Genomic DNA, 23493 nt, shown 5'->3' with positions numbered 1-23493 from the left:
GCGGCGTCGTCGTACTGTCCCTACAGCATGCAGGAGACGCAGCCCTCCACCTCGGTGCCCTCCAGGGCCAGCTGGCGCAGCCGGATGTAGTAGAGGGTCTTGATGCCCTTCTTCCACGCGTAGATCTGCGCCTTGTTGATGTCCCGGGTGGTGGCGGTGTCCTTGAAGAACAGAGTCAGGCTCAGCCCCTGGTCCACATGCTGGGTGGCCGCCGCATAGGTGTCGATGATCTTCTCGTACCCGATCTCATAGGCATCCTGGTAGTACTCCAGGTTGTCATTGGTCAGATACGGAGCCGGGTAGTAAACCCGGCCGATCTTGCCCTCCTTGCGGATCTCGATCTTGGAGGCCACCGGGTGGATAGAGCTGGTGGAGTTGTTGATGTAGCTGATCGAGCCGGTGGGCGGCACGGCCTGCAGGTTCTGGTTGTAGATGCCGTGAGTCTGCACCTCAGCCTTCAGCCGGCGCCAGTCCTCCTGAGTGGGGATGTGTACATGGGCGAAGAGCTCCCGCACCTTGGCGGTGGCCGGCTCCCAAACCTGCTCAGTGTACTTATCGAAGAACTCCCCTGAGGCATAGGTGGAGTTCTCGAACCCGTCGAAGGTCTCCCCGGTCTCCTTGGCGATCAGGTTGGAGGCGCGCAGGCAGTGGTAGAGCACCGTGTAGAAGTAGATATTGGTGAAGTCCAGGCCCTCCTCGGAGCCGTAGTGCACCCGCTCCCGGGCCAGGTAGCCGTGCAGGTTCATCTGGCCCAGCCCGATGGCATGGGAGCGCTTATTGCCCTCAGCAATCGAGGGCACCGACTCGATATAGGACATATCCGAGACCGCGGTCAGCGAGCGGATGGCCGTCTCGATGGTGGCACCGAAGTCCGGTGAGTCCATGGTCTTGGCGATGTTCAGCGAGCCCAGGTTGCAGGAGATGTCCTTGCCGATCTGCGCGTACCCCAGGTCTGCGGAGTACTCGGAAGGCTCGGAGACCTGCAGAATCTCGGAGCAGAGGTTGGACATAGTGATCCGCCCGGCAATCGGGTTGGCCCGGTTCACCGTGTCCTCAAACATGATGTAGGGATAGCCGGATTCGAACTGGATCTCGGCCAGCGTCTGGAAGAACTCCCGGGCGTTGATCTTGGTCTTGCGGATCCGGGCATCATCAACCATCTCGTAGTACTTCTCAGTCACTGAGATCTCGCTGAACGGCTTGCCGTAGACCCGCTCCACGTCATAGGGCGAGAACAGGTACATGTCCTCGTTGTTCTTAGCCAGCTGGAAAGTGATGTCCGGAATCACCACGCCCAGGGAGAGGGTCTTGATGCGGATCTTCTCATCCGCGTTCTCCCGTTTGGTGTCCAGGAAGCGGTGGATATCCGGGTGGTGGGCGTTGAGGTACACCGCCCCAGCCCCCTGCCGGGCGCCGAGCTGGTTAGCGTAGCTGAAGGAGTCTTCCAGCAGCTTCATCACCGGGATCACGCCCGAGGACTGGTTCTCGATCTGCTTGATCGGGGCCCCGTGCTCGCGGATATTGGTCAGCGACAGCGCCACCCCTCCCCCGCGCTTGGACAGCTGCAGGGCGGAGTTGATGCCGCGGGCGATGGACTCCATATTGTCCTCGATGCGCAGCAGGAAGCAGGAGACCAGCTCGCCACGCTGCTTTTTGCCGGCGTTGAGGAAGGTGGGGGTGGCCGGCTGGAAGCGCCCGGAGATGATCTCCTCCATCAGCGCCATGGCATGTTCCTCATTGCCGCGGGCCAGGTAGAGCGCCACCATGCATACCCGGTCCTCCAGCCGCTCCAGGTAGCGCTTGCCGTCAAAGGTCGTCAGCGCGTAGGAGGTGTAGAACTTGAAGGCGCCCAGGAAGGTGGGGAACCGGAATTTGCGCGCATAGGCGGTGTCCCAGAGCCGGTGGATGAACTCCTTGGAGTACTGAGCCAGGGTCTCGGCCTCGTAATAGTCGTTCTCCACCAGGTACTTCAGCTTCTCGTCCAGGTCGTGGAAGAAGACAGTGTTGACGTTGACGTGGTCCAGGAAGTACTTCCGGGCGGCCAGCTGGTCAGCCTCGAACTGGATCTCGCCGTTGGGGCCGTAGAGGTTCAGCATGGCGTTGAGGTCCTGATAGGACAGATCCGCCCACTCTGGGGGGACATCCTTGGCCAGAGCTGGTTCCTTGCCGGAGGACTCGGCTATGCGGCTGAGAGGGCTGACTGCTGTTTCCAAAACTCTTCCAATCCCTTGTGGACTTTGGACACATCCTCTGGAGTGCCCATCAGCTCGAACCTGTACAGGTGCGGCACATTGCATTTGGCGGCGACGATGTCACCGGCAATGCAGTAGCTTTCGTGAAAATTAGTGTTGCCCGCGCCGATCACGCCTCGCAGCAGCCTCCGATTGGACTCCACGTTGAGGAACTTGATGACCTGCTTGGGCACCGATCCCCTGCCGCCATTGGCCCCGTATGTCGGCAGGATCAGCACATAGGGCTCTGTGGCCGTCAGGGTCTCAGCCCCGGTGTGCACCGGCAGTCTGGCCGCCTCCCCCTCGGGCAGGCCGAGCTTCTCCACGAACCGGTGGGTGTTGTTCGACACCGAGGAGAAGTAGATCAGCCTGGCGGAGGTGAGCATACTGGCTCCCGTAGGGGTGGTCAGGCTGCGGCGGCCTGGGGTGCTGCAGCAGCGGAGAGCTCGGAGATCTTATCGGGCCGGAATCCGGACCAGTGGTCGGATTCGGTGATCACCACAGGGGCCTGCATGTAACCGAGTGCGCGAACCCGCTCCAGGGCCTCAGCGTCCTGGGAGATATCAACGGTCTTGTAGGTGACGCCGTTCTTGTCCAGCGCGCGGTAGGTGGCGTTGCACTGCACGCAGGCGGGCTTGGTGTAGACGGTGACGCTCATGGGGAAGGTTCCTTTCCTCAGGTAGTTCCGGGGGCTGTGAAGACTCTTCAATACTACATCTTGTGTCGGCTTAAGTCAGTAGCCACAAGATGCTGTACTCACACCAGTGTAGTTATCCACTGCCTGTGCACAACGGCTGTGGATGGTGTGTTCGGCACCAGGGCGGGGAAGTACGACGCCGCCGGCTCGCCTCTCCACAGCTGTGCACAGTTCTATCCCCAGAAAAATTAATCTGACGCTCCGCGTGTCGTATTCTGCGGAGCCCTCTCTCTTCGCATCTTCGGCTCCGGCCGCTGTTCCTTTTACGCGGCACTACGCCGAAATGCTCCGCGGGCTCCGTAGCTTTAGGACGGGGACGGACTCAGTCAGTCCACCCAGTTAAAGCTCCGCTCCACGGCCTTGCGCCATTCGGTGAGGCGGTGGCTGCGGGCGTCCTGGTCCATAGTGGGGCGCCAGCGCCGGCCCTCGCGCCAGTTGCTGGTGAGCTCATCGGTGGAGGCCCAGTAGCCGGTGGCCAGGCCTGCCGCGTAGGCCGCGCCCAGGGCCGTGGTCTCGATGACCTCGGGGCGGACCACATCCACCCCGAGGAGGTCGGCCTGGAACTGCATCAGAGTTTCGTTGACCACCATGCCTCCGTCCACTTTCAGCTCGGTGAGGTCCTCGGGTGCCGAGGCGTTCATCGCCTCCACCACCTCGGCGGACTGGAAGGCCACCGATTCCAGGGCGGCCCGGCACAGGTGATCTGCGGTGACATAGCGGGTCAGACCCACGATCACCCCGCGGGCCTCGGGGCGCCAGTAGGGGGCGAAGAGACCGGAGAAGGCCGGCACAATATAGGCACCCCCGTGGTCCTTGACGTTCTCGGCCCGGTCCTCGGACTCGGCAGCGCTGCTGATCAGCCCCAGGTTGTCGCGCAGCCACTGGATCAGTGAGCCGGTGACCGCGATAGAACCTTCCAGGGCGTAGACCGGAGGCTGGGCCCCGAACTTATACGCCAGTGTGGTGAGCAGCCCCTGATCGTTGTGCACCGGCTCGTGCCCAGTGTTGATGAGCATGAAGTTTCCGGTGCCATAAGTATTCTTGCCCTGCCCAGGCTCGAAGCAGGCCTGGCCCACTGTGGCAGCGTGCTGATCACCCAGGATGCCTGCAATCGGCACGCCGGGGATCCCACTGGACTCAGCGCATTCTGCATAGACCTCCGAGGAGCTGCGGATCTGCGGCAGCACCGCCTCAGGCACCCCGATCGCCGCGCAGATCTCCGGGTTCCAGTCCAGGGTGTCGATGTTCATCAGCAGGGTCCGTGAGGCATTGGTGACATCGGTAATGTGCACCCCACCCTCGGTGCCGCCGGTGAGGTTCCATACCAACCAGGTGTCCATAGTGCCGAAGAGCAGTTCGCCGGCCTCAGCGCGCTCCCGGGCGCCCTGCACCTGGTCGAGCACCCAGCGGATCTTGGGCCCAGAGAAGTAGGTGGCAAGCGGCAGACCGGCCCGTTCCTTGAACCTCTCGGTGCCGCCGTCAGCGGCGAGCTCATCGATGATCGCCTGGGTACGGGTGTCCTGCCAGACCAGCGCTCGGTGGATGGGCTCGCCAGTGGCCCTGTCCCACACCACAGTGGTCTCACGCTGGTTGGTGATGCCCAGGGCCTTGATCTGCTCCGGAGTCACCCCGCCCTCGGTCAACGCCCCGCTGATCATTTCTTGGGTGTTCTGCCAGATTTCGACTGCGTCATGCTCCACCCATCCGGCCTGCGGGAAGTGCTGGGTGTGCTCCTTCTGTGCAGAGGCCAGGATCTGCCCGGTGTGGTCGAAGACCACCGCCCGGGTGGAGGTGGTGCCCTGGTCGATGGAGAGGATGTACTCGCTGGTCTCAGAGCTGCTCATAGCGGGTACGCCTCCACGTTCTGCCCGGGCACCGGGTAACTGGCGGCGATCAGCTCGGCGGCCGCGGCGTCGTCCTGGACCTGCTCTGCGGCGCGCACGGCTTCTACATAGGAGGTGTAGGCGCTGCGTTCGGCCTCTGCCCGCTCCGTGTCCCAGCCCAGCAGCGGGGCTGCGATCTGCAGGATCTCCTCCAGGGCGGCCAGGCCGCGGTCGGCGGTCTCATGCACCAGTCGGGTGCGCCGGGAGAGCAGATCGTCCAGGTGCATCGCACCCTCATACTGGGCGGCATAGGCGATCTCAGCACGCAGGTACGACGGCGCCTGCTCAAGTGGGCTGCCCAGGCTCGGGTCCTGCTCGATCAGCTCGAGCAGCTCAGCAAGCAGGGATCCATAGCGGTTGAGCAGCCGGTCCACCCGGTCATGGTCCCAGCCGTAGCGCGCGGTGAGATCCTCGGTCTGATCCACCCATTCGCCGTAGCCCTGCCCGCCCAGCAGCGGCAGAGCGTGGGTGATCGAGGCACGGTCCTTGAAGCTGCCCTCGGCGGCGAAGTTCACCACATCCTCGGCCATCACCCGGTAGGTGGTGAGTTTGCCGCCGGCGATGCCGGTCAGCCCGGGGGCCAGCTGCATCACGGTGTGCTCCCTTGAGACCCTGGTAGAGGCTGACTCATCGGTGGCCACCGGCTGCACCAGAGGCCGCAGTCCGGCCCAGGTGGCCAGCACATCCTCCCGGGTGAGGTCTTCGCCGAGCACCGCATTGGCGTGCTCCAAGACATAGTCGATATCTGCGGAGGTGGCCGCCGGGGAGTCCACGGCCCCGTGCCAGGCGGTGTCGGTGGTGCCTATGGCCCACACATCGCGCAGTGGGATCAGGAACAGCACCGACTTCTCCGTCTGGGTGATGATGCCCACTGTGCCCTCGGCGCTGATCCGCTCCCGGGGAACGGTGATGTGGATGCCCTTGGAGGCCAGCACTTTCAGTCCGGATTCGGTGGCGGCGGCCTCCTGGGCCTGCCCGGTCCAGACCCCGGCGGCTAGGATGATCTCCTTGGCATAGGCCTCGAAGGTCTCCCCGGTGAGGTGGTCGAGCAGGCGCACCCCGGTGATCCGTTCCGGTTCCGCAGCGCTGTTCTCCGGGGTGGCTGCTCGCAGGTACTCCACCGCCTCGGTGCGGGAGGTCACGGCCGCACCCAGGCTGTGCGCGCTCCGGGCCAGGGTGAGCACCAGCCGGGCATCATCGACTTGGGCGTCGTAGTACTCCAGGGCGCCGTGGTACCGCTCGGCATCCAGGGCGGGGAAGCGTTCACGCAGCCCGGCCCGGCCCAGGTGCCGGTGGAAGGGTACGGCCCGCCCGCGCGCCCCGCGCAGGAACGAGGAGCCGGAGGCCAGAGTGTCGTAGAGGGTGACTCCGGAGCCGATGAACGCCCGGTCCAGCACAGGCTTGTCGAAGGGGAAGATGAACGGCAGCGGCCGCACCAGGTGCGGGGCCAGGCGGCGCAGCAGCAGGTCGCGTTCGCGCAGCGCCTCGGCCACCAGCTTGAAGTCGAGCATCTGCAGGTAGCGAAGCCCACCGTGGACCAGTTTTGACGACCTGGAGCTGGTGCCCTCGCCGAAGTCCCTGGCCTCAACCAGACCGGTGCGCAGGCCCCGGCCGGCAGCGTCAAACGCGGCGGCCGCGCCCACTACGCCACCGCCGATCACCAGTACGTCAAGGGGCTCGCCCTCCGGATCGGCAGTGGCTTTCAGGCGGGCCAGGGCTTCATTGCGGGATGCTGCGTTCAGCGGCTTGGGCTTCACCCTTTCAGCCTAAGCCATCGGCAGATGTGCTCGGATCGTGACCTCCTAGCCTCTTCACAGAAAGCCCCACTAGGGTCGAGACTGGACGTCAGAGGAACTGCTGTTTCAACGTTGCACCGTTGACCTAACCCGATGAGGAGTCATCTATGTCCGCTGGTCTCACGCCTACCGAGGAGATCGAAGCCGATGCGTTGGTCAAGAAGACCGATGTTGACCTGTACCGGCAGCTGCTGACGCAGCTGAACTCCAACGCAGACGCAAACGGCCAGCCCGGGGCGGTGGACCGGATGATTGATGTCCGGCGCCAGCTCACCGAGTTCCAGCTGCACTATAAGTTCGGCATGGATGAGGTGCTCACCAAAATCAATGTGCTGCGTGAGGAGTTCGAGCACACTCGCGACTACTCCCCCATCGAGCACGTCAACTACCGGCTGAAGGCCCTGGAGCGGATCCTGGACAAGGTCCAGCGCTATGGGGTGGAGGCGAACCTGGAGTCCATCCGGCATGCGATCCGCGATATCGCCGGCATCCGGATCACCTGCAGCTTTGTCTCTGATGCCTATTGGGTGGCCGAGATGCTCTGCTCCCAGCCGGATCTGCGGGTGGTGGAGGTCAAGGACTACATCCGCTCACCCAAGCCCAATGGTTACCAGTCCCTGCATGTGATCCTCCAGGTGCCGGTGTATCTGTCCAACCGCACCGAGTTCGTCTACGTGGAGGTGCAGATCCGCACTGTGGCCATGGACTTCTGGGCCTCTCTGGAGCATAAGATCTACTACACCTATGAGGGCGAGGTGCCCTCCGACATCCTGGACGAGCTGCGCGAAGCGGCCGTGCAGGCGGCCGCCCTGGACAAGCAGATGGCGGAGATCCGGGACAAGGTCACCGCCCTGCGCGAACAGGCACCGCATTCGGGCCAAGGTGCCACCGGGCCCACTCCCTCCGACCGGCCTGATCCGGCCCACTGGTTCAGAGGCAACGACGACGCCTCGGCACCTTCAGACTCCAACACCCCACCGTTTACCTGGCAGGACCTCCAGAACCGCAGCAATTGATGCGCCCGCCTCCGCTGAGATCCGCTGTTTTCGGGTTCTGAGGCAGTAAACAGCCTTGAGAACCCGAAACCGGCGGTGCTGAGCACCCAGGAGGGCGCCTCAGTCCAGGACCCGATGCGCGCCGTCGCGGCGGGGATCATCGGCGCCGGTGATCTCACCGGTCTCGTAGTCGATCTGCAATGCTTGGATGGAGCCCCAGACGTTGGGCTCCGACTCCTCGTAGCTCCAGCCCATCTCCTCCAGCTCTGTGATCACCTCCGCCGGATGGCCGGCCTCCAGCCGGACAGTGTCCCCGTCACCGCGGAAGCGCGGGGCCGCCACTGCCTCCTGCAGCTGCTCTCCATGGAAGATCCACTGGGCCAGCACATGCCCGGTTGTGGGCACAATCTGGATGCCGCCCGGGGTGCCGATGCCCAGCACCGGGCGGCCCTCAGCGTCGAGCACCATAGTGGGGTTGGACCAGGTGACGCTGCGCCGGCCGGGTTCTGGCTGGTTGGCCGGTGAATCGATGTCCTGGAAGCGGTAGAGCGCATTGTTCATGAAGTAGCCGTCCACCGCGACCCCCGAGCCCCAGAAGTCTGTGACGGTGTTGGTCATCGAGACCATCAGGCCATCCTCATCTATGACCACCAGATGTGTGGTATTACCGTCCTGGGCCGGGGTCTGCGGCTCTGCGGCGGCCTGGCCGTTGACCTCCACCTGGGCATTAGCCTCGGGGTCGGTCAGCTCCTCGACCGGAACATCAACAAAATTCGGGTCGCCCAGATCGTTGCGGATGGTCTCCTCCCCCACCGCCCAGGCCTGGGAGAGCGCATCGATATATTCGGCAGAGCCTGGCTCGGCCTGGTCTGCTCCCTGCGTCTGGGCCACCTGGAGCATCTGGATCAGTGCCGCACCGGGCAGCGCGGGGGCTGCGGAGACCACCTGATACTCGCCCACCTCCCCCACGGCCGGCTCTGCGGTGATCACCTCATAGTCCGCCAAGGACTGCTGATCCACCCCGTCGACCTGATCGGCCAGGGACTGGGCCAGCTCACCGGTGTAGAAGTCCTGCCAGCCGGCATCGGAGAGTTGCTGCATGGTCTCGGCCAGCTCCGGCTGGATGAGCGTGTCCCCGGCCTGCAGCGGAGACCCGTCGGGGAAATAGGCCTCGTTCTCTGCCAGGTATTCCGGTCCGCTGCCGGTGTTAATCCGGTCAGCGTGATATTCGGTCACCTCAAAGCCCTGCTCAGCCAGGTCGATGGCTGGCGCCAGCACCTGCTCCCAGTCCAGTTCCCCGTAGTCCTCGTGCAGCTGCCCCATCCCGGCAACGAACCCCGGGATCCCGATATCTGTCTCCGGGATCTCGCCGTCATTATTGACCACCTCGCGGTAGTCGTAGAAGACCGGTTCACCCTCCGGGCCGGCCAGGATCACCGAACCTCCGCCGCCGATACCGGAGGCCACCGGCTCAACGGTGGCAATGGCGAATGACGCCGCCACGGCCGCGTCCACCGCATTGCCGCCCTGGTCGAAGATCTCCTCAGCAGCGTCCACGGCCAGCTCATTACCGGCACTGACCCCCTGCTGCTGAAGGTGAGGGGCGGGTTCGGGATCCTCCTCCGCGGGCTCCTCAGCGGCCTCGGGGGCCTCATCCTCCTCGAGCTGCTGGCCGGGGATATCCTCCTCAGGATCGGGTTCCGGCGCCTGCTGCTCCACCGGCCCGCAGGCTGTGAGCAGCAGGCCCGCGGCAGCCATGACGGAGACTGGGCGGAGAGTGGCCGGGGTAGCGGATGCTGATGGTGTTGGCTCCATGGGCCCTGAAGGTAAGCCGATGACCTGCAGGTTGGCTCAACATCAGCTTTAGGGGAAGTGGTTGATGGGGCCGTTGCCGCGGCCCACATCCAGCCGCTGCGCGCCCTCAAGGGCGCGCTGCATCCACTCCTTGACCACATCCAGGGACTGCTCCCAGTCCAGACCGCGGGCGCGAAGGGCGGCGAAGGCCGCAGAGACCGAGCAGCCGGTGCCGTGGGTATTGGTGGTCTCCACCCGCGGGGTGCTCACTGAGTAGGCCTGGGCCCGGCGGCCGGCAACTGCCGGGAACACCAGAGTGTCGGTGACAGTGGGCTGGTTCATATGCCCGCCCTTGGCCAGCACCACCGTATGGTGAGCATCGGCCACCTGCTCGGCCTGGCGGATCAGCTCCGCGGATGATCCCGCAGGTTCGGCTCCGGCCAGGATGGCCAGTTCGGGCACATTGGGGGTGATCAGATCTGCCCGGTGCAGGAATCCGATCAGGGAGGCCTCAGCCTCAGCCTCCAGCAGCCGGTGGCCGCTGGTGGCCACCATCACCGGGTCCACCACCAGAACTGGTGCGGTCACTGGTGAACTGTTCCCGGCGGCGTCGTTATTGGTGCTCCGGTAGGTTTCATCCCACCACTGCGCGACGGTGTCGATGATGGCGGTGGTGCCGAGCATGCCGGTCTTGGCGGCGTGAACGGTGACGTCATCGCTGACTGCGCTGAGCTGGGCGCGCAAAAACTGCACCGGCGGGGCGTGGATCTCACGGACCCCTTGAGTGTTCTGGGCAACCAGTGCGGTGACCACGCTCATCCCGTAGCCGCCATGGGCGGCGAAAGATTTCAGATCAGCCTGGATGCCTGCACCCCCGGTGGGGTCGGTGCCGGCGATGGAGAGGATATTCGGAACAGAGGCCGCCATGAGCATTCCCTTCGCAAGTGCTAACTCACAGGTTCGACGGGTGTGTTCTCAGCCCCTGGTCAGGAGCACCCCGTGCTGTGCAGCTACAGTATCAGTGGCCGCCGGGCGGGTAGGCCACTGCGGCGCCGGTGACGCGCAGCCCGATAGTTTCTCCCGGTTCCAGGGGCTGGGTGTTCAGCTGACGGACTCGGATCTCCTCCTGGCTGCCGTGCAGCCGGACCACCGCTGTGGTGTCATGGCCGAAGTAGTCGGCGTCCAGCACCAGGCCCAGGATGCCCTGCTCCGGCTCGGTGACTTCGATCTGCTCCGGGCGCAGCAGCAGGTGAACAAAACCGGTGGGCGACTCATTGCGCAGCGGGACCCTGCCGAGGGCGCATTCGGCCCAGCCTGCCGATACCTGGCCCTCCAGCACCACTGCCTCACCGAGGAACCGGGCGGTGGCTAAGTCGGCGGGCAGGTTATAGATGTTCTCCGGGGCTCCGGCCTGCCGCAGAGTCCCCTCCTGAATCACTGCCACGGAGTCGGCAAAGGAGAGCGCCTCATCCTGGTCGTGGGTGACCAGCAGGGCGGTGGTCCCGGTGGAGCGCAGCACCTTCTGCACTGCTTTTCGGGTGCGTTCGCGCAGCCCGGCGTCCAAGGCGGAGAAGGGTTCGTCCAACAGAATGATCTGGGGCCGCCTGCCCAGTGCCCGGGCCAGGGCCACTCGCTGGCGCTGACCGCCGGAGAGCTGGTCTGGGCGGCGGTCCGCGTAGTCGGCGGGCAGGCTGACCAGGTCCAGCAGCTCGCCGATCCGGCTACCGCCACGCTGACCCCGGGGCAGGCCAAAGCCGATATTGCGGCCCACGCTCAGATGCGGGAACAGCGCCCCGTCCTGTGACACCAGGCCGATCGACCGGCGGTGGGCCGGCCGGGAGGTGATATCGGTGCCGTCCAGCATCACCTGCCCCTGACTGGGCGTGAGGAATCCGGCGGCGGTGCGCAGCAGGGTGGTCTTGCCGGAGCCGGAGGGCCCCACAATCGCGGTGGCCGTGCCCGCCGGGCATTCCAGGGTCACATTGTGCAGCACCTGGTGAGCGCCGTAGCGGTGGCTGATGCCGGTCAGCTGCAGGGTGCCCGAGTCTCCAGCAGGGCTCACTTCTCCTCCTTGAGCAGTCGGGAGATCATCAGCCAGGCCGGAATGGCGGCCAGCATCACCAGCAGCACAGCAAACGGTGCGGCCGCGGCAAAGGACTCATTGCCGGTATAGGTCCATAGTCTGGTGGCAAGGGTATCGAATCCGGTGGGGCGCAGCATCAGGGTGGCTGGCAGCTCCTTGACCACAGTGAGCATCACCAGCAGGAATCCGGAGCCGATGCCCGGGGCCATCAGCGGCAGCGTAATGCGCAGATAGGCGATGAGGGTGGGTTTGCCCAGGGCCCGGGCGGCCTCCTCCAGCTCCGGCGGTGCGCTGAGGGCGGCAGCCACTGCCGGGCCCAGGGCCAGCGGCAGCATCAGTGTGCAGTAGGCCAGCACCAGCAGCCACATGCTCTGATAGAGCCCGGTCAACACCGAGATGCCCAGCATCACCACCGAGAGCCCGACCACTACGCCGGGCAGAGAGTGCGCCAGATAGGCCAGGCGCTCCAAGCTGCGGGCCAGCCGGGAGGGCCGGCGGGCAATGTAGACCGCCAGCGGAATGGCCAGCGCCGTAGTGGCCGCCCCACCCAGGGCCGCCACCCATAGGGAGTTCATAAAGGCCCCGCCCACCTCGGCCAGTGATCCCGGTGTTGACACCCCCCGATAGGCCCAATAGGCCAGGGCCGCACCGGGCACTGCCAGCGCGGTGAGCACTGTGCCCCATGCCAAGATCAGGGCCGGCGCAGCCCAGCGGCCGATGCTCAGCCGCATTGCCGGGGCGGCGGCCCCGCTGCCCACGGTGGCGTACCGGGTGGAGGTGCGGCGGAACCGGCCCTCCACCACCAGCACCACCATGGTCAGCACCAGCAGCACAGAGGACAGCGCGATCCCGCCGAGCCGGTCGAATCCCATGGAGAAGCTGGTGAACACGGCCCGGGTGAAGGTATCGACCCGCAGAATGGAGACTGCGCCGAAGTCGGCTATTACGTAGATGGCGCAGAGCAGTCCGCCGGAGGTGATTGCCGGTGCCGCTTGGCGGACAGTCACGCTGAAGAAGGTGTTCACCGGGCCGCGGCCCAGGGCGCGGGCCGCCTCCTCCTGGGCCGGATCCACCCGGAGCAGAGCTGCGGCGGCGGGCAGGAACACATAGGGGTAGGTCACGGAGGTGATCACCACAGTGGCGGCGAAGAAGCCCTCAAAGGTGGTGCCTGGGCTGACCAGGTGGTTCATCGACTGCCAGCCGAAGGCCGCCACATAGCTTGGGATCGCCAGTGGCAGGGCCGCGGCCACCGCCAGACTGCGCCGCCCCGGCAGGGTGGTGCGGGTCACCAGCACCGCCAGCCCCACCCCGATGACCAGACACAGCACGGTCACCACTGCGGTCAGCGCCAGCGAGGCTGTGGCCAGGCGGGCGCTGCGCTCGCTGAACACCGCGGCCAGGAAATCAGCGGCCGGATACTGTGCTGCCCGCACGCCTAGGTAGAACAGCGGCAGCAAGGCCACACCAGTGGTCAGACAGGCCAGTGCCGCCAACCACCAGGGCACCCCGGAGGGCCGTGTTCTGCGCTGCTTTGCCGCGCTCGCAGCCAGGCCGCCCGACGGATAGTTCTGGGCGGCCTGCTGCGTAGCAGGTTCAGAAAGTGCAGTGATGGGTTATCCCGCCAGCCCTGCCTCGGTGATCATCTGGATGGTGGTTTCCAGGTCCTCCAGCTGGTTCAGGTCGATATCCGGGACATCGAGCTCCTGCAGAGGGGGCAGTCCTGCCGGTGCCTCGAATCCTTCCACCATGGCGTACTCGGCGGTCTCCTCCACAAAGTACTGCTGGCCCTCCTCAGAGAGAAGGTACTCCAGTAAGTCCACTGCGCCCTGATTCTGCGCATCGAAGACCCCGGCGCCGGTGACATTCATCAGCGCACCGATATCGCCATCGCCGAAGAGGTGGTTGGCCGCGGGCAGCTCCTCAGGCTCCACACCGCGCTCAGCGGCCTGGGCGTAGAGGTAATAGTGATTAACCAGGCCCATCTCCAGGGCACCGTCGATCACATCGGAGACGATCGGGCCGTTGCGGTCACGGTACTGCGGGTCATTGCCGGCCAGATCGGAGAGCCACTGCTGTGCCGTCTGATCCCCTTCTGAGATGCGGAAGCCAGTGACGAAAGCCTGGAAGGAGGCGTTGGTGGGGGCAATCCCCACCCGGCCGGCATATTCGGGGCCGGTCAGCTCGGCAACTGTCTCCGGAAGCTCGGACTCCTCCACCAGATCGGTGTTGTAGATCAGGGTCCGCAGCCGTCCTGAGAGACCTACCCAACTATTGCCGTTGTCCCGGTAGATCTCAGGCACCTGCACCAGCAGCTCCTGGTCGAGTTCTGCGAAGAGCCCCTCCTGGGCTACTGCGCCCAGGGCTCCAGCGTCCTGGGCGAGGAATACATCTGCGGGGGTGGCTTGACCCTCCTCGATGAGCTGGGCGGCCAGCTCGGCAGTGTCGCCGTAACGGACACTGACCTCGATGCCGCTCTCCTCCTCGAACTGGTCAATCAGCGGCTGGATGAGTTCCTCATTGCGCCCTGAGTACAGCACAAGGCTGCCGGCTTCTGCGGAGTCGGCGCCGTTGCCGTTGCTGTCGCCGCCGCCGTTGTCCCCGCAAGCGGTGAGCACCAAGGCCGCTGCGGCCGTGAGGGCCAGAGCCGCGCGTGTTGTGCGAGTCATAGGTAGGTGTTCCTTTCCAAGTAACATCTGTGGGCCCTTGGGTGCGTAGTGCGGGCTCTCCGGTGGAAAGTCCGAGACACTACTATACGCAACATCCAAATGACCTAATTGCATTACGTGGTTGAGGGGTCTAAAGGAGCAGGGCAGCAACCAGGGGCAGGGTGAGCAGGGAGACTGCGGTGGTGGCCACCAGCAGCGCGGCGGCCATCCGTCCGTCGCCGTCGTAGGTCTCGGAGAAGATGAACGCCGTGGTGGAGGATGGCGTGGCGGCCAGGATGATCAGTGTGCCTGCCCAGACCGGGCCCAGCTGCTCGTAGAACGGCAGCAGGGCCAGCCAGGTCAGCACGGGCAGCACGGCCAGCTTGGCGGCGGTGCCGATGGCAATGGGCAGCACCGGCACTGCTCCGCTGCGAACTCCCTGAAGCGCCGGATGCAGGGCCAGGCCCACGCAGAACAGCGCCAGCGGCACAGCGGTTGTCCCAAGCATGGCCACCGGTTCGTCGAACAGTTCGGGCATGCTGAAGGGGGTCAGCACCACCAGCAGTGAGAGTCCCATGAACCAGAACACCGGGTTGAGCACCAGACCCCGGCGCAGGATCGGCCAGAGCTGGCGGCTCATGAGGTCCCCGAAGCTGGCCGCCGCGCCCTCGCGCTCCCGGGTGCGCACCGCGGTGCGCACCAGCGGGTAGCCGTTCATGAAGAAGATGTTGTGCACCATATGCACCACCCCGGCGGTGAGCCCGGCCTCGGGACCCAGCAGGCCAATGGAGATCGGGATGCCGAAGTAGCCCACGTTGCCGAAGCTGCCAGCCAGCGAGACCGGGGCCGCCAGGTCGCGGCTGAGCCCGCCCATGGCCCGGCTGAGGTAGTAGAGTCCGATCGCCAGTGTGGGCGTGACCACCAGCACCACCAGAGGCATCGCCCAGGGGAAGTGCCCCACCGGGGGTGCGGAGATGATCGTGGTGTAGATGAAGCCCGGCAGGGCGAAGTAGAACACGAAGGCGTTCAGATGCGGGGAGGCCTGCAGCAGCCGGGGCGCGAAGCCTGCCCCGAAGCCCAGCAGGATGATCGCGAACAGGGGCGCGATGACGGTGAGCATCTCAATCACGGCCGGCCTCCTGGGAGGCGAGTCTCCGCCTGAACCCGGGGAGGGTGAAGACATCGGGTTGTTCGGCGGTGGGCCCGGCCAGTGGATCCGGCTCCGAGCCCTGATCCGAGCCCCGCCCCGAGTTCCACTCCGGCCGGCGTAGCATATCGCGGACCACCAGCCCCAGCACCCAGATCAGCGCAATCATATGGGCGGCGATGCCCAGCCCGTAGAGCGTCTCGAACAGATAGTGGCCCTGCCCGAAGTCCCCACCACCGGCCTCGGCAGTGATCTTGGCGCTGATCAGCCACACACTGGCCCAGTGGAAGACCTCCGCGGCCTGCCAGATGAGGAACACCCTGACCTGCGGCACAGCCAGCACCACCAGCGGGACCAGCCAGATCACGAACTGTGGTGAGTAGACCTTCCCCAACAGCACAAAGCAGCCCACAATCAACAGGCTCAGCTGCGCGGTACTGGGCCGGACAGGGGCGGCAAGGCCCAGCCAGGCGATCGCGATGCAGCACAGCAGGAACAGCCCATTGGAGAGCAGGGAGAAGGTCTCCCCCGACCATCCAGTGGGAGCCAGGGCCAGCCACACGGAGGAGAACCCGGGCTCCCGGGCGGAGGAGAACTCATAGAAGAGCCGCCACTGCTGCGGCTGGGAGAGCATAAAAGGCAGATTCACCGCCAGCCAGCTCAGCGCTGCCGAGACTACGACGCCGCCCAGCGGCCGGTACTTCCCGGTACGCAGGCACAGTACGATGATCGCCCCCAGGAACAGCAGCGGGTAGAGCTTCATCGCCGTGCCCAGCCCAATCAGCACCCCGGCCAGCACCGGGCGGTGCCTGCCCCAGGCCAGCAGGGCGGCGGCGCCAAGGGCCACCGCCCACATATCCCAGTTGATGGAGACGGTGAGGATGATCCCCGGTGCCAGGGCAACGAGGAGGGCGTGGCGGCGTCGTGATGTCGGCAGGGCGGCGGCGGTCAGCAGCACCAGCCCGGCCCAGCAGCCGATGACCGCCAGGTGGTTGAGGTCATGGAAGGCCAGGATCCGTTCCGCGGCCGCGCCCTGTCCCGGGATGACAGCAGCGATCAGCCCCGCCACTGCGCCGATCAGCACTGGGTACTCCATGGTCTGCTCCGGTGCAACGGGGGTGATGAAGGGGAAGGCCCCATCGGCCAGGCCCCGTTCGGCGAAGAGCAGCGGGAAGTCGGAGTAGCACATGGCCAGGTGCTGCTGCGGGTCCGTCCAGCCGTTGATCCGGCACCACTGCACGGCCAAAACCGAGAGCAGCGCTGCGAATGCCGTGGCCGTAAGCAGAATGAGCACAGTCCGTGCCGAGAGCGGGGCGGGTCTCATATGCGCTCCGTCTGCTGGATGAGGCTGGGTGCGGACCAGGAGGTGTCCGGGGTGGAGAGCCTGCGCAGCCGCAACCAGCCGTCAGCGGAGTTCCACCGCTCCGAGTCTTCCCGCAGCCGGAACATGGCGGCAGTATTGGGGTCCAGCAGCACGATATAGATCAGATACCCGGCGGCCACCGCCAGTGCGATCAGCTGCACCAGCACGCTGTCCAGCCACTGGGCCACTGAAAGCTGACCCACCATGGCCAGCAGGGTCATCAGGGTGATCAGCAGGGTCACCAGCATCATCACCCGGCCGCGGTATACGTGGACCACTGCGTAGAGCGGCAGCAGCCAGAGCACGTACCAGGGCTGGATGATTGAGGAGGTGAGGATGACCACCGTGAGTCCATAGGCCGCCCACAGCACTGGATTGCCCAGCCGCCGGCTCAGCAGCAGCACGGTGAGCACCACTGCGGAGAAGATCCGGGCCGCGGTGTAGATGACGGTTGCTGTGACCTCCTGGGCTGGCCCGCCAGCGGTCTCGGTGAGCCAGCCCAGGCCCAGCCCGAGCAGTCCGACCGGGGCTGCCTGGAACGCCTCAGCCCCGGCGCCCAGGGCGGTGGTGAACCAGCCGGTGCCCACGCCGATCAGCCAGCCGCCGCCGAACAGGAGCCCGGCGGCCAGCCCCCCGGCCAGCACCCATTCCCGGATCCGGTGCAGATAGCTCCCGGTGCGGTCCAGGGGCAGCAGCACTGCGAAGGGCAGCAGCACCATGGCCACCGGTTTGATCGCTACCGCGGCGATCAGCAGCAACCAGGCGGCCAACCGGCGCCGGCGCAGGGCGTACCAGATGCCGGCCAGGGCCAGGCCCATCATCAGGGCGTCATTATGCGCAGCGGGGATGAATACGATCAGGCTCAGCGGGTTCAGCAGGCACAGCCAGATCGCCCAGGCGGGCTGGGAGCCGAAGGCCCGGGCCAGCATCGGGATGATCAGCAGCATCAGGGCCAGTCCGAACACCGAGAGCGCGCGGAACAGCAGCACGGCCAGCTCCGGGGTGCCGGCGGAGATGAACCAGATGCCCCGGGCCAACATTAGGAACAGCGGGCCGTAGGGTGAGGGCGATTCGGCCCAGAGCTCATCGGCGCCGATGCCGTACCAGCCGGGCAGTTCGGAGACTCCGGCCTCATAGGGGTTCTGGCCGGCCTGCAGCAGGCCGCCTTGGGCCAGATAGGAGAAGACATCGCGGGAGAAGATGGGGAAGCAGGCCAGCAGTGGGGCACCCCAGAGCAGCACAGCCTTGCGCATAGTGGGCAGCGCCGCCGGGTCCTCCCATCCGGTGATCCGCTGGGAGAGTCGCAGCCAGGAGCGCAGCAGCAGCAGGGCGCCAAACACCAGCAGCACTGCGCAGGCGATCACCCCGCTGGTGGTGGTACGCACCGGCAGCAGCCATTGGTGCAGCTGGAGCCAGGAGCCGGGGACCATCACCAGCCAACCCACCCCCCAGGAGCCGACCATGATCATCAGCGCAGCCAACAAGCCCTGCCGCAGCGTGTGTGAGACCTGACCCTCCGCCCCGCCAATCAGCCAGGAGGTGCCGCGGAAGCTGCCGAGGGCCTCACGGGCGGCGTCGGCGGCGCGCGAAAACCGGTTATCGGGCGGGCTGTGGGGCACTGCTTAACACTACCGAGCGGGCCCGGGAATCGGTGAACCAGATGATTGTGGCGCTGAGCACGGAGACCCCCACCGAAAGGATCACCATAGCGCTGCCCAGCTCCAGGAACTGGTGGATAAACAGCTGGTCGGCGGCCCCCTGGGCCAGGAAGAAACCGGTGCCGGCCACGGTCAGGATCAGAGGCCAGCGCCTGGAGGGCCCAGTCAGCGCCCCAGCGGCGGCGAACAGCGGCAGGATCCACAGCAGGTACCAGGGCTGGATGAGCGGGGAGAGCAGCACTACTGCAGCAAAGGCCCACATCATCCGGTGGTAGATCCGGTGGCCGGAACCCCAGAACATCAGGAATAGAACGACTGCCACCGCTGCCAGGCGGCCGATCAGGCTGGCCAGGTCATAGGCGGCATCCGGGGACTGACCCAGCAGTAGGAGCAGCACAGCGAAAGGGGTGGCCAGAATGGCCAGCGGGGCCCAGAAGCTGGCTCCGGAGCCGGCACCGGCCAGCACGATGATCCAGTCCAGGCCATAGCCGCCGGCCGCGCCGATACCCAGTAGGGCTGCCCCGGCCAGTGCCGCGGTGAGACCCCAGTAGATGAACCTCTTGACCCAGCCGGCGGCCGGTCCCGCCCAGAGCAGAGCGATGAAGGGAAGCATCACCAGGGTAATGAGCTTAGTGCCGATGGAGGCCACCATCAGCAGCACGGCGGCCAGTCCCAGCAGCAGGTGGGCGGAGCCGGTGCATCGCCCTGCGCGCAGGGCCAGCCAGGTGCTCGCCAGGGCCAGTCCCACCATCAGGGCGTCATTGTGCACGCTGGAGATGAAGCTGATGATCAGCAGCGGGTTGGCCGAGGCCACCCATTGGGCCTTGGCCGGATCAGCGCCCAGCATCCGGGCCAGCAGCGGCACCATGACCAGGATCAGCGCCATCCCCGCAGCGCAGACCAACCGGAAGAGCAGGATGGCCAGCTCCGCGGACTCCCCGGTGATATCCATCACTCCTGCACCTATCCACAGGAACAGCGGCCCATAGGGTGTGGGGTCCTCGGCCCACAGCTGGTCGGTGCCCAGCTGGAACCAGTTCTCCAGAGCGGAGACTCCGGTGGTGTAGGGGTTCTCCCCCATCAGCACCAGCCTGCCCTGATTGAGGTAGGCGAACACGTCCCGGGAAAAGATGGGTGCTGCCAGCAGCTGCGGGGCGGACCAGATGAGGGCAGCCGAGGTGACAGTGCGCAGCGCAGTTCGGCGGGCGGCGTCCTGGTCGATTGCGTGCTTCAGCCGCAGCCAGGCATGGAGCAGAACCCAGCAGCCTGCGGTCAGCGCGGTCACCGAGAGCACGACGCCGCCCACCTCGGCTCGCATCCAAATAACGGGGTCCCAGCGGTTCAGCGGGGAGTCGGTGACCAACCAGCCCGCACCGAGTGAGCCGAACAGGATCAGCAGGGAGCCGAGCAGGCCATAGAGGATGACTCCGCGCGGCGCTGTGTTCACCTGCCTGAGTTTACGCCCGCCAGGGGTCCCAGCCGGGTAGTAGAGTGGTGCTCCGTGACTGAAACGACTGCTCAGAGCCCCGCAGGCGGGGGTGACTGGTCCGGCCGGATGGTGTGGATCGACTGCGAGATGACCGGACTGAGCCCAGAGCGGGACGTGCTGATCGAGGTGGCCGCTCTGGTCACCGATGCCGACCTCAACGTGCTGGGCGAGGGCGTGGATGTGGTGATCCGCCCTGACCCGCAGGCACTGGCCGGGATGGAGAAAGTGGTGCGCGAGATGCACACCTCCTCCGGGCTGCTGGCTGAGCTAGAGGACGGCATCGCCCTGGAGACTGCGGAGAAGAAGGTCCTGGAGTATGTGCAGGCCTGGGTTCCGGAGGCCCGGGTGGCCCCCTTGGCCGGTAACACCGTGCATGCGGATAAGGCGTTTTTGAGGCTAGGTATGCCCACGCTGACCGAGTACCTGCACTATCGGATCATTGATGTCTCCACGCTCAAGGAGCTGGCTGCCCGCTGGTATCCGGAGGTCAAAGCGGCCGCTCCCAAGAAGACCGGCAACCACCGGGCAATGGGTGATATTAGAGATTCGATCGCGGAACTGAAGCACTACCGGGAGCAGATGCTGCGCTGATCTCCCGGCAGCGGCACTGAAGTCGCTCTGGAGACGTTTCAGGTGTATGATGTATTGGTTGCTTTCACCCGGGGCTCTGCTCCCGGAGAAGCACATGGTGGGCGTAGCTCAGCTGGTAGAGCATCGCGTTGTGGTCGCGAGGGTCGCGGGTTCAAGCCCCGTCGCTCACCCCAAATGGGAGAGGTTCAAACCCTCGACAAGAGTCTCCACTCTTTGTCCGGTTTGAGCCTCTCCCTTCTTCTTCGCTTCAGCGGCCCCCGAGCCGATGATGGTGCAGCCCGAGCTGAGTGCAGCTCTTCCTTTGCATCCGCTCGAAGACGGGCGCCTTGGTCTCTACGCTTGGCAGGAAGAAGCATTTTGAATTGGCCTGGTTCTTGTTCCGACCGGTTTCCCTGTCAGCCGGTCGGTGACAGAAGCGTCTCGGTTTCAGCGTAGTACGCCTGTTCGACCTCGATCGGAGTACGCATATCGAGTTCCCCGTGGAGCCGCTCATGGTTCCACCACCACACGTATTCGAGGGTCGCAAGCTCGACCTGCTCGACCGTCCGCCAGGGCCTTGCTGACGGATCAGTTCGGTCTTGTAGACCTTCATGGCGCCCAGCAGATCAACCAAGAAGCGACTCACAGCACCCAAGTAGCTGGTGAGCCACAGAGAGGAGCTCCGAGCACGACTTGATCTACGTCAAGGATGAGGTTCTATCAACGCAGTAGTCTGGGTCGTGAAGGCCAGGAACCTCCTGGTCGATCCCCGTTTCGGGGTGACGCGAGAGGACAAATCATGGCGAATGCTACTGACACCACCCACACTCTGCTGCGTGCCGAGGGTTTCTCGTGCCCGTCGTGCGTGACCAAGATCGAGAAGCAGGTCGGCAAGCTCGATGGCGTCGAGAACGTGACGGTGCACTTCGCCTCGGGTCGCGTTGAGATCGACCACGATGAGACAAGAAGTTCCGTCGACGATCTCATTGCTGCTGTCGATAAGGCCGGCTATAAGTCGAAGGCCGCCGCGTTCTAGCCAAACGGCTCCTAACGCACTAAGTTCACCAATTCGAAAGGCGGCACATTCGTGAACGCGTTCCGTAAGTGGCGGTATGGCAACTGGTTCATTCCCGTTGTCTCGGGCCTCCTCATTCTCGTGTCGTTCGGCGTCGAAAAGCTCTTCGGCGGCAGCTGGAACGTCACGGTCGGTCCGCAATGGTGGATCGACGCTGGCGAACACGCCCACGGTTCTGGTCATGTGTTTACCCTTGCGAACGCGTTCATGCTCGCCGCAGCAATTGTCGCGGGGTACGGAATCGTCGTGAAGGCCGTCCGGGCACTGCTCGTAAAGTTCATCAGTATCGACCTGCTCGTATCGATTGCAGCGATCGGCGCGACACTCATCGGCAACTTCTGGGAAGCTGCCGCCGTGACGTTCCTCTTCGCGATCGGTCACGCACTCGAAGCCGGCACGATGAACAAGACCCGTGCAGCGCTCGCTGAGTTGGTCGCGGTGGCCCCCGACGTTGCAGTCGTGATGCGCGACGGTGAGCAGGTCGAGATCGCCGCACATCAGGTGCGCATGGGCGAGATCGTGCTCGTAAAGAACGGAGCGAAAGTTCCCGTCGACGGGCAGGTCGTGTCAGGCACCGGAGCGATCGACGAGGCATCGATCACGGGTGAGTCGATCCCTGTCGAAAAGACGAAGTCAGATCACGTGTTTGCGGGCACGATCTCGCGGGGCGGATTCCTACAGGTCATGGCGACCGGCATCGGAGCCGACACGACGCTCGCGCGCATCATTCACCGTGTCGAAGAAGCGCAGGATGCGAAAGCGAAAACGCAGGCATTCATCGACCGATTCTCGAAGTGGTACACGCCCGCGGTGATGGTACTCGCGCTTGCGGCGGGCCTCATCTCTGGTGACGTAGTGCTCGGCCTCACGTTGCTCGTGATCGGTTGCCCGGGCGCGCTCGTCATCTCGATTCCCGTGGCGATCGTAGCGGGAATCGGCCGCTCGGCCCGCAACGGGATTCTCATCAAGGGCGGCGAGTACCTCGAAACCTCGGCCAAGATCTCGGCCGTCGCAGTCGATAAGACGGGGACTCTCACCGAGGGCCGCCCGGTACTCACCGACATCGTTGTGCTCAATCCTGAAGCGGATCGGCGCGAGGTGCTTCGCTGGGCAGCCGCCGCAGAAGCAGGGTCCGAGCACCCACTTGCCCTCCCGATCCTCGACACCGCACGAGAAGAAGGAGTGGCCCCCGAGGGCCTTCCGGGATCGGTCACACCGGTCGTGGGCAAGGGGATCGTGGCCGACGCTCACGGCAAGCGGGTACTCATCGGTAACGTGCCGCTGCTCGAACAGTACGGGATCGTGAACGACGCGGGGGCGGCTGTGGCTGCGAACAAACTGGCAGCGGCAGGCAAGACCCCCATGATTGTCGCGGTCGATGAGAGCGTGCTTGGCGTAATCGGTGTCGCAGATACGATCCGCGAGGATGCCCCCGAGATGATCAGGCGCTTGCACGCTAGCGGGGTGCAGAAGGTGGTGATGCTCACCGGAGATACGCGCCTTGTCGCCGAAGCCATCGGTGAGGCGGTCGGTATCGATGAGATCCATGCTTCGTTGCTACCCGAGGACAAGCTCGACGCTGTCGCGCGGTTGCAGCGCGAGGGGCACACGGTCGCGATGGTGGGCGACGGCGTGAACGACGCCCCGGCCCTCGCGACCGCCGACATTGGTGTTGCCATGGGTGCAGCGGGCTCAGCGGTGGCCGTGGAGACGGCAGACATTGCCCTGATGGGCGACAACCTCTTGAAACTGCCCGAAGCAATCAGCCTCGCCAAACGCACCGTGAACGTCATGCGCCAGAACATCTGGATCGCGCTCATCACCGTTGTCGTGCTGCTCGTCGGGGTCTTCGCAGGGGGTGTCACGATGGCTATCGGCATGCTCGTGCACGAGGGATCGGTGCTCATCGTAATCCTCAACGCGATGCGCCTGCTGCGCAACACCCAAGGAGCCACTGCGTTGTCGAGGAGTGAACGCGCCCGAGCCGCACATGAAACAGGCCGCCCGGTCGAACCAGCCACGGCCCAGAGTTCATCCGAACTTCCATCTTAAGAAAGGACCACACAC

The 23493-nt window shown here is 65.1% G+C and carries 18 protein-coding genes, 1 tRNA gene and 1 pseudogene; 5 read left to right on the top strand and 15 right to left on the bottom strand.

Translation table 11 applies throughout. The features are described from left to right. Positions 1 to 20: 20 nt before the first annotated feature. The 5 genes from nrdE to GNZ21_RS13855 all read right to left on the bottom strand — a co-directional run bounded on the left by nrdE (position 21) and on the right by GNZ21_RS13855 (position 6568). Positions 21 to 2153: a class 1b ribonucleoside-diphosphate reductase subunit alpha gene (nrdE, locus tag GNZ21_RS13875; protein WP_229659503.1), complete on the bottom strand. Its 2133-nt coding sequence runs from the start codon at positions 2151 to 2153 to the stop codon at positions 21 to 23. A 26-nt stretch (positions 2154 to 2179) separates the two neighbouring features. Beyond that, on the bottom strand, positions 2180 to 2617 hold the full coding sequence (gene nrdI / locus GNZ21_RS13870; RefSeq protein ID WP_157325344.1) for a class Ib ribonucleoside-diphosphate reductase assembly flavoprotein NrdI: 438 nt from the start codon (positions 2615 to 2617) through the stop codon (positions 2180 to 2182). Between the two features lie 20 nt (positions 2618 to 2637). Then, positions 2638 to 2889: a glutaredoxin-like protein NrdH gene (nrdH, locus tag GNZ21_RS13865; protein ID WP_157325342.1), complete on the bottom strand. Its 252-nt coding sequence runs from the start codon at positions 2887 to 2889 to the stop codon at positions 2638 to 2640. A 365-nt stretch (positions 2890 to 3254) separates the two neighbouring features. Then, on the bottom strand, positions 3255 to 4772 hold the full coding sequence (glpK, locus tag GNZ21_RS13860) for a glycerol kinase GlpK (RefSeq protein WP_157325340.1): 1518 nt from the start codon (positions 4770 to 4772) through the stop codon (positions 3255 to 3257). Then, positions 4769 to 6568 (bottom strand): glycerol-3-phosphate dehydrogenase/oxidase, encoded by a 1800-nt coding sequence (locus GNZ21_RS13855; protein WP_188503678.1) that lies wholly within the window; start codon positions 6566 to 6568, stop codon positions 4769 to 4771. Before GNZ21_RS13855 ends, glpK begins: the two co-directional genes overlap by 4 nt. A gap of 146 nt (positions 6569 to 6714) precedes the next feature. Here GNZ21_RS13855 and GNZ21_RS13850 point away from each other — a divergent pair, with 146 nt between their 5' ends. After that, the gene (locus tag GNZ21_RS13850; RefSeq protein ID WP_157325337.1) at positions 6715 to 7623 is read left to right on the top strand and encodes a GTP pyrophosphokinase; all 909 of its coding nucleotides are present in this window, start codon (positions 6715 to 6717) and stop codon (positions 7621 to 7623) included. Positions 7624 to 7722: 99 nt separating this feature from the next. On the opposite strand, the gene GNZ21_RS13845 is transcribed toward GNZ21_RS13850, so the two are convergent. The 9 genes from GNZ21_RS13845 to mptB (GNZ21_RS13805) form a co-directional block, all read right to left on the bottom strand. Further along, positions 7723 to 9360: a gamma-glutamyltransferase gene (locus GNZ21_RS13845; RefSeq protein ID WP_157325335.1), complete on the bottom strand. Its 1638-nt coding sequence runs from the start codon at positions 9358 to 9360 to the stop codon at positions 7723 to 7725. Between the two features lie 105 nt (positions 9361 to 9465). Next, positions 9466 to 10323, bottom strand: a complete 858-nt coding sequence (gene thiD / locus GNZ21_RS13840) for a bifunctional hydroxymethylpyrimidine kinase/phosphomethylpyrimidine kinase (protein ID WP_157325333.1) — start codon at positions 10321 to 10323, stop codon at positions 9466 to 9468. A 91-nt stretch (positions 10324 to 10414) separates the two neighbouring features. Next, positions 10415 to 11458, bottom strand: a complete 1044-nt coding sequence (locus tag GNZ21_RS13835) for an ABC transporter ATP-binding protein (RefSeq protein WP_188503679.1) — start codon at positions 11456 to 11458, stop codon at positions 10415 to 10417. Continuing rightward, positions 11455 to 12984, bottom strand: a complete 1530-nt coding sequence (locus GNZ21_RS13830) for an ABC transporter permease (protein ID WP_198346036.1) — start codon at positions 12982 to 12984, stop codon at positions 11455 to 11457. The genes GNZ21_RS13835 and GNZ21_RS13830 overlap by 4 nt, the downstream gene beginning before the upstream one ends. Before the next feature lie 108 nt (positions 12985 to 13092). Then, entirely contained in the window at positions 13093 to 14145 is a 1053-nt protein-coding gene (locus tag GNZ21_RS13825) for an iron ABC transporter substrate-binding protein (RefSeq protein WP_157325331.1), read from the bottom strand. Between the two features lie 130 nt (positions 14146 to 14275). Further along, entirely contained in the window at positions 14276 to 15244 is a 969-nt protein-coding gene (locus GNZ21_RS13820; protein ID WP_229659504.1) for an AEC family transporter, read from the bottom strand. Position 15245: 1 nt separating this feature from the next. Continuing rightward, entirely contained in the window at positions 15246 to 16595 is a 1350-nt protein-coding gene (locus tag GNZ21_RS13815) for a glycosyltransferase family 87 protein (RefSeq protein ID WP_157325327.1), read from the bottom strand. After that, on the bottom strand, positions 16592 to 18253 hold the full coding sequence (gene mptB / locus GNZ21_RS13810; RefSeq protein ID WP_157325326.1) for a polyprenol phosphomannose-dependent alpha 1,6 mannosyltransferase MptB: 1662 nt from the start codon (positions 18251 to 18253) through the stop codon (positions 16592 to 16594). Before mptB (GNZ21_RS13810) ends, GNZ21_RS13815 begins: the two co-directional genes overlap by 4 nt. Then, positions 18231 to 19739, bottom strand: a complete 1509-nt coding sequence (mptB, locus tag GNZ21_RS13805; protein WP_157325324.1) for a polyprenol phosphomannose-dependent alpha 1,6 mannosyltransferase MptB — start codon at positions 19737 to 19739, stop codon at positions 18231 to 18233. Before mptB (GNZ21_RS13805) ends, mptB (GNZ21_RS13810) begins: the two co-directional genes overlap by 23 nt. A 108-nt stretch (positions 19740 to 19847) precedes the next feature. On the opposite strand from mptB (GNZ21_RS13805), the gene orn reads away from it, so the two are divergent. Beyond that, positions 19848 to 20372 carry an oligoribonuclease gene (gene orn, locus GNZ21_RS13800; protein ID WP_157325423.1) on the top strand — a complete coding sequence of 175 codons (525 nt, stop codon included), beginning with the start codon at positions 19848 to 19850 and terminating at the stop codon, positions 20370 to 20372. A gap of 97 nt (positions 20373 to 20469) precedes the next feature. Further along, positions 20470 to 20545, top strand: a tRNA-His gene (locus GNZ21_RS13795). Between the two features lie 222 nt (positions 20546 to 20767). Here the strand turns inward: GNZ21_RS13795 and GNZ21_RS13790 are convergent. Continuing rightward, positions 20768 to 20911: pseudogene (locus GNZ21_RS13790) on the bottom strand (IS3 family transposase); the annotation flags it as partial. 239 nt (positions 20912 to 21150) lie between these two features. Between GNZ21_RS13790 and GNZ21_RS13785 the strand changes: the two are divergent. Continuing rightward, positions 21151 to 21387 carry a heavy-metal-associated domain-containing protein gene (locus tag GNZ21_RS13785; protein WP_157325322.1) on the top strand — a complete coding sequence of 79 codons (237 nt, stop codon included), beginning with the start codon at positions 21151 to 21153 and terminating at the stop codon, positions 21385 to 21387. A 51-nt stretch (positions 21388 to 21438) separates the two neighbouring features. Beyond that, positions 21439 to 23478, top strand: a complete 2040-nt coding sequence (locus GNZ21_RS13780) for a heavy metal translocating P-type ATPase (RefSeq protein WP_188503681.1) — start codon at positions 21439 to 21441, stop codon at positions 23476 to 23478. Positions 23479 to 23493 lie beyond the last annotated feature (15 nt).

Origin of the sequence: Nesterenkonia alkaliphila (assembly GCF_009758175.1) — a bacterium.
In the GTDB taxonomy this organism is placed as follows: domain Bacteria; phylum Actinomycetota; class Actinomycetes; order Actinomycetales; family Micrococcaceae; genus Nesterenkonia; species Nesterenkonia alkaliphila.
Note: the sequence above shows the minus strand (reverse complement) of the source record. Positions and strands in the feature narration are given on the sequence as shown.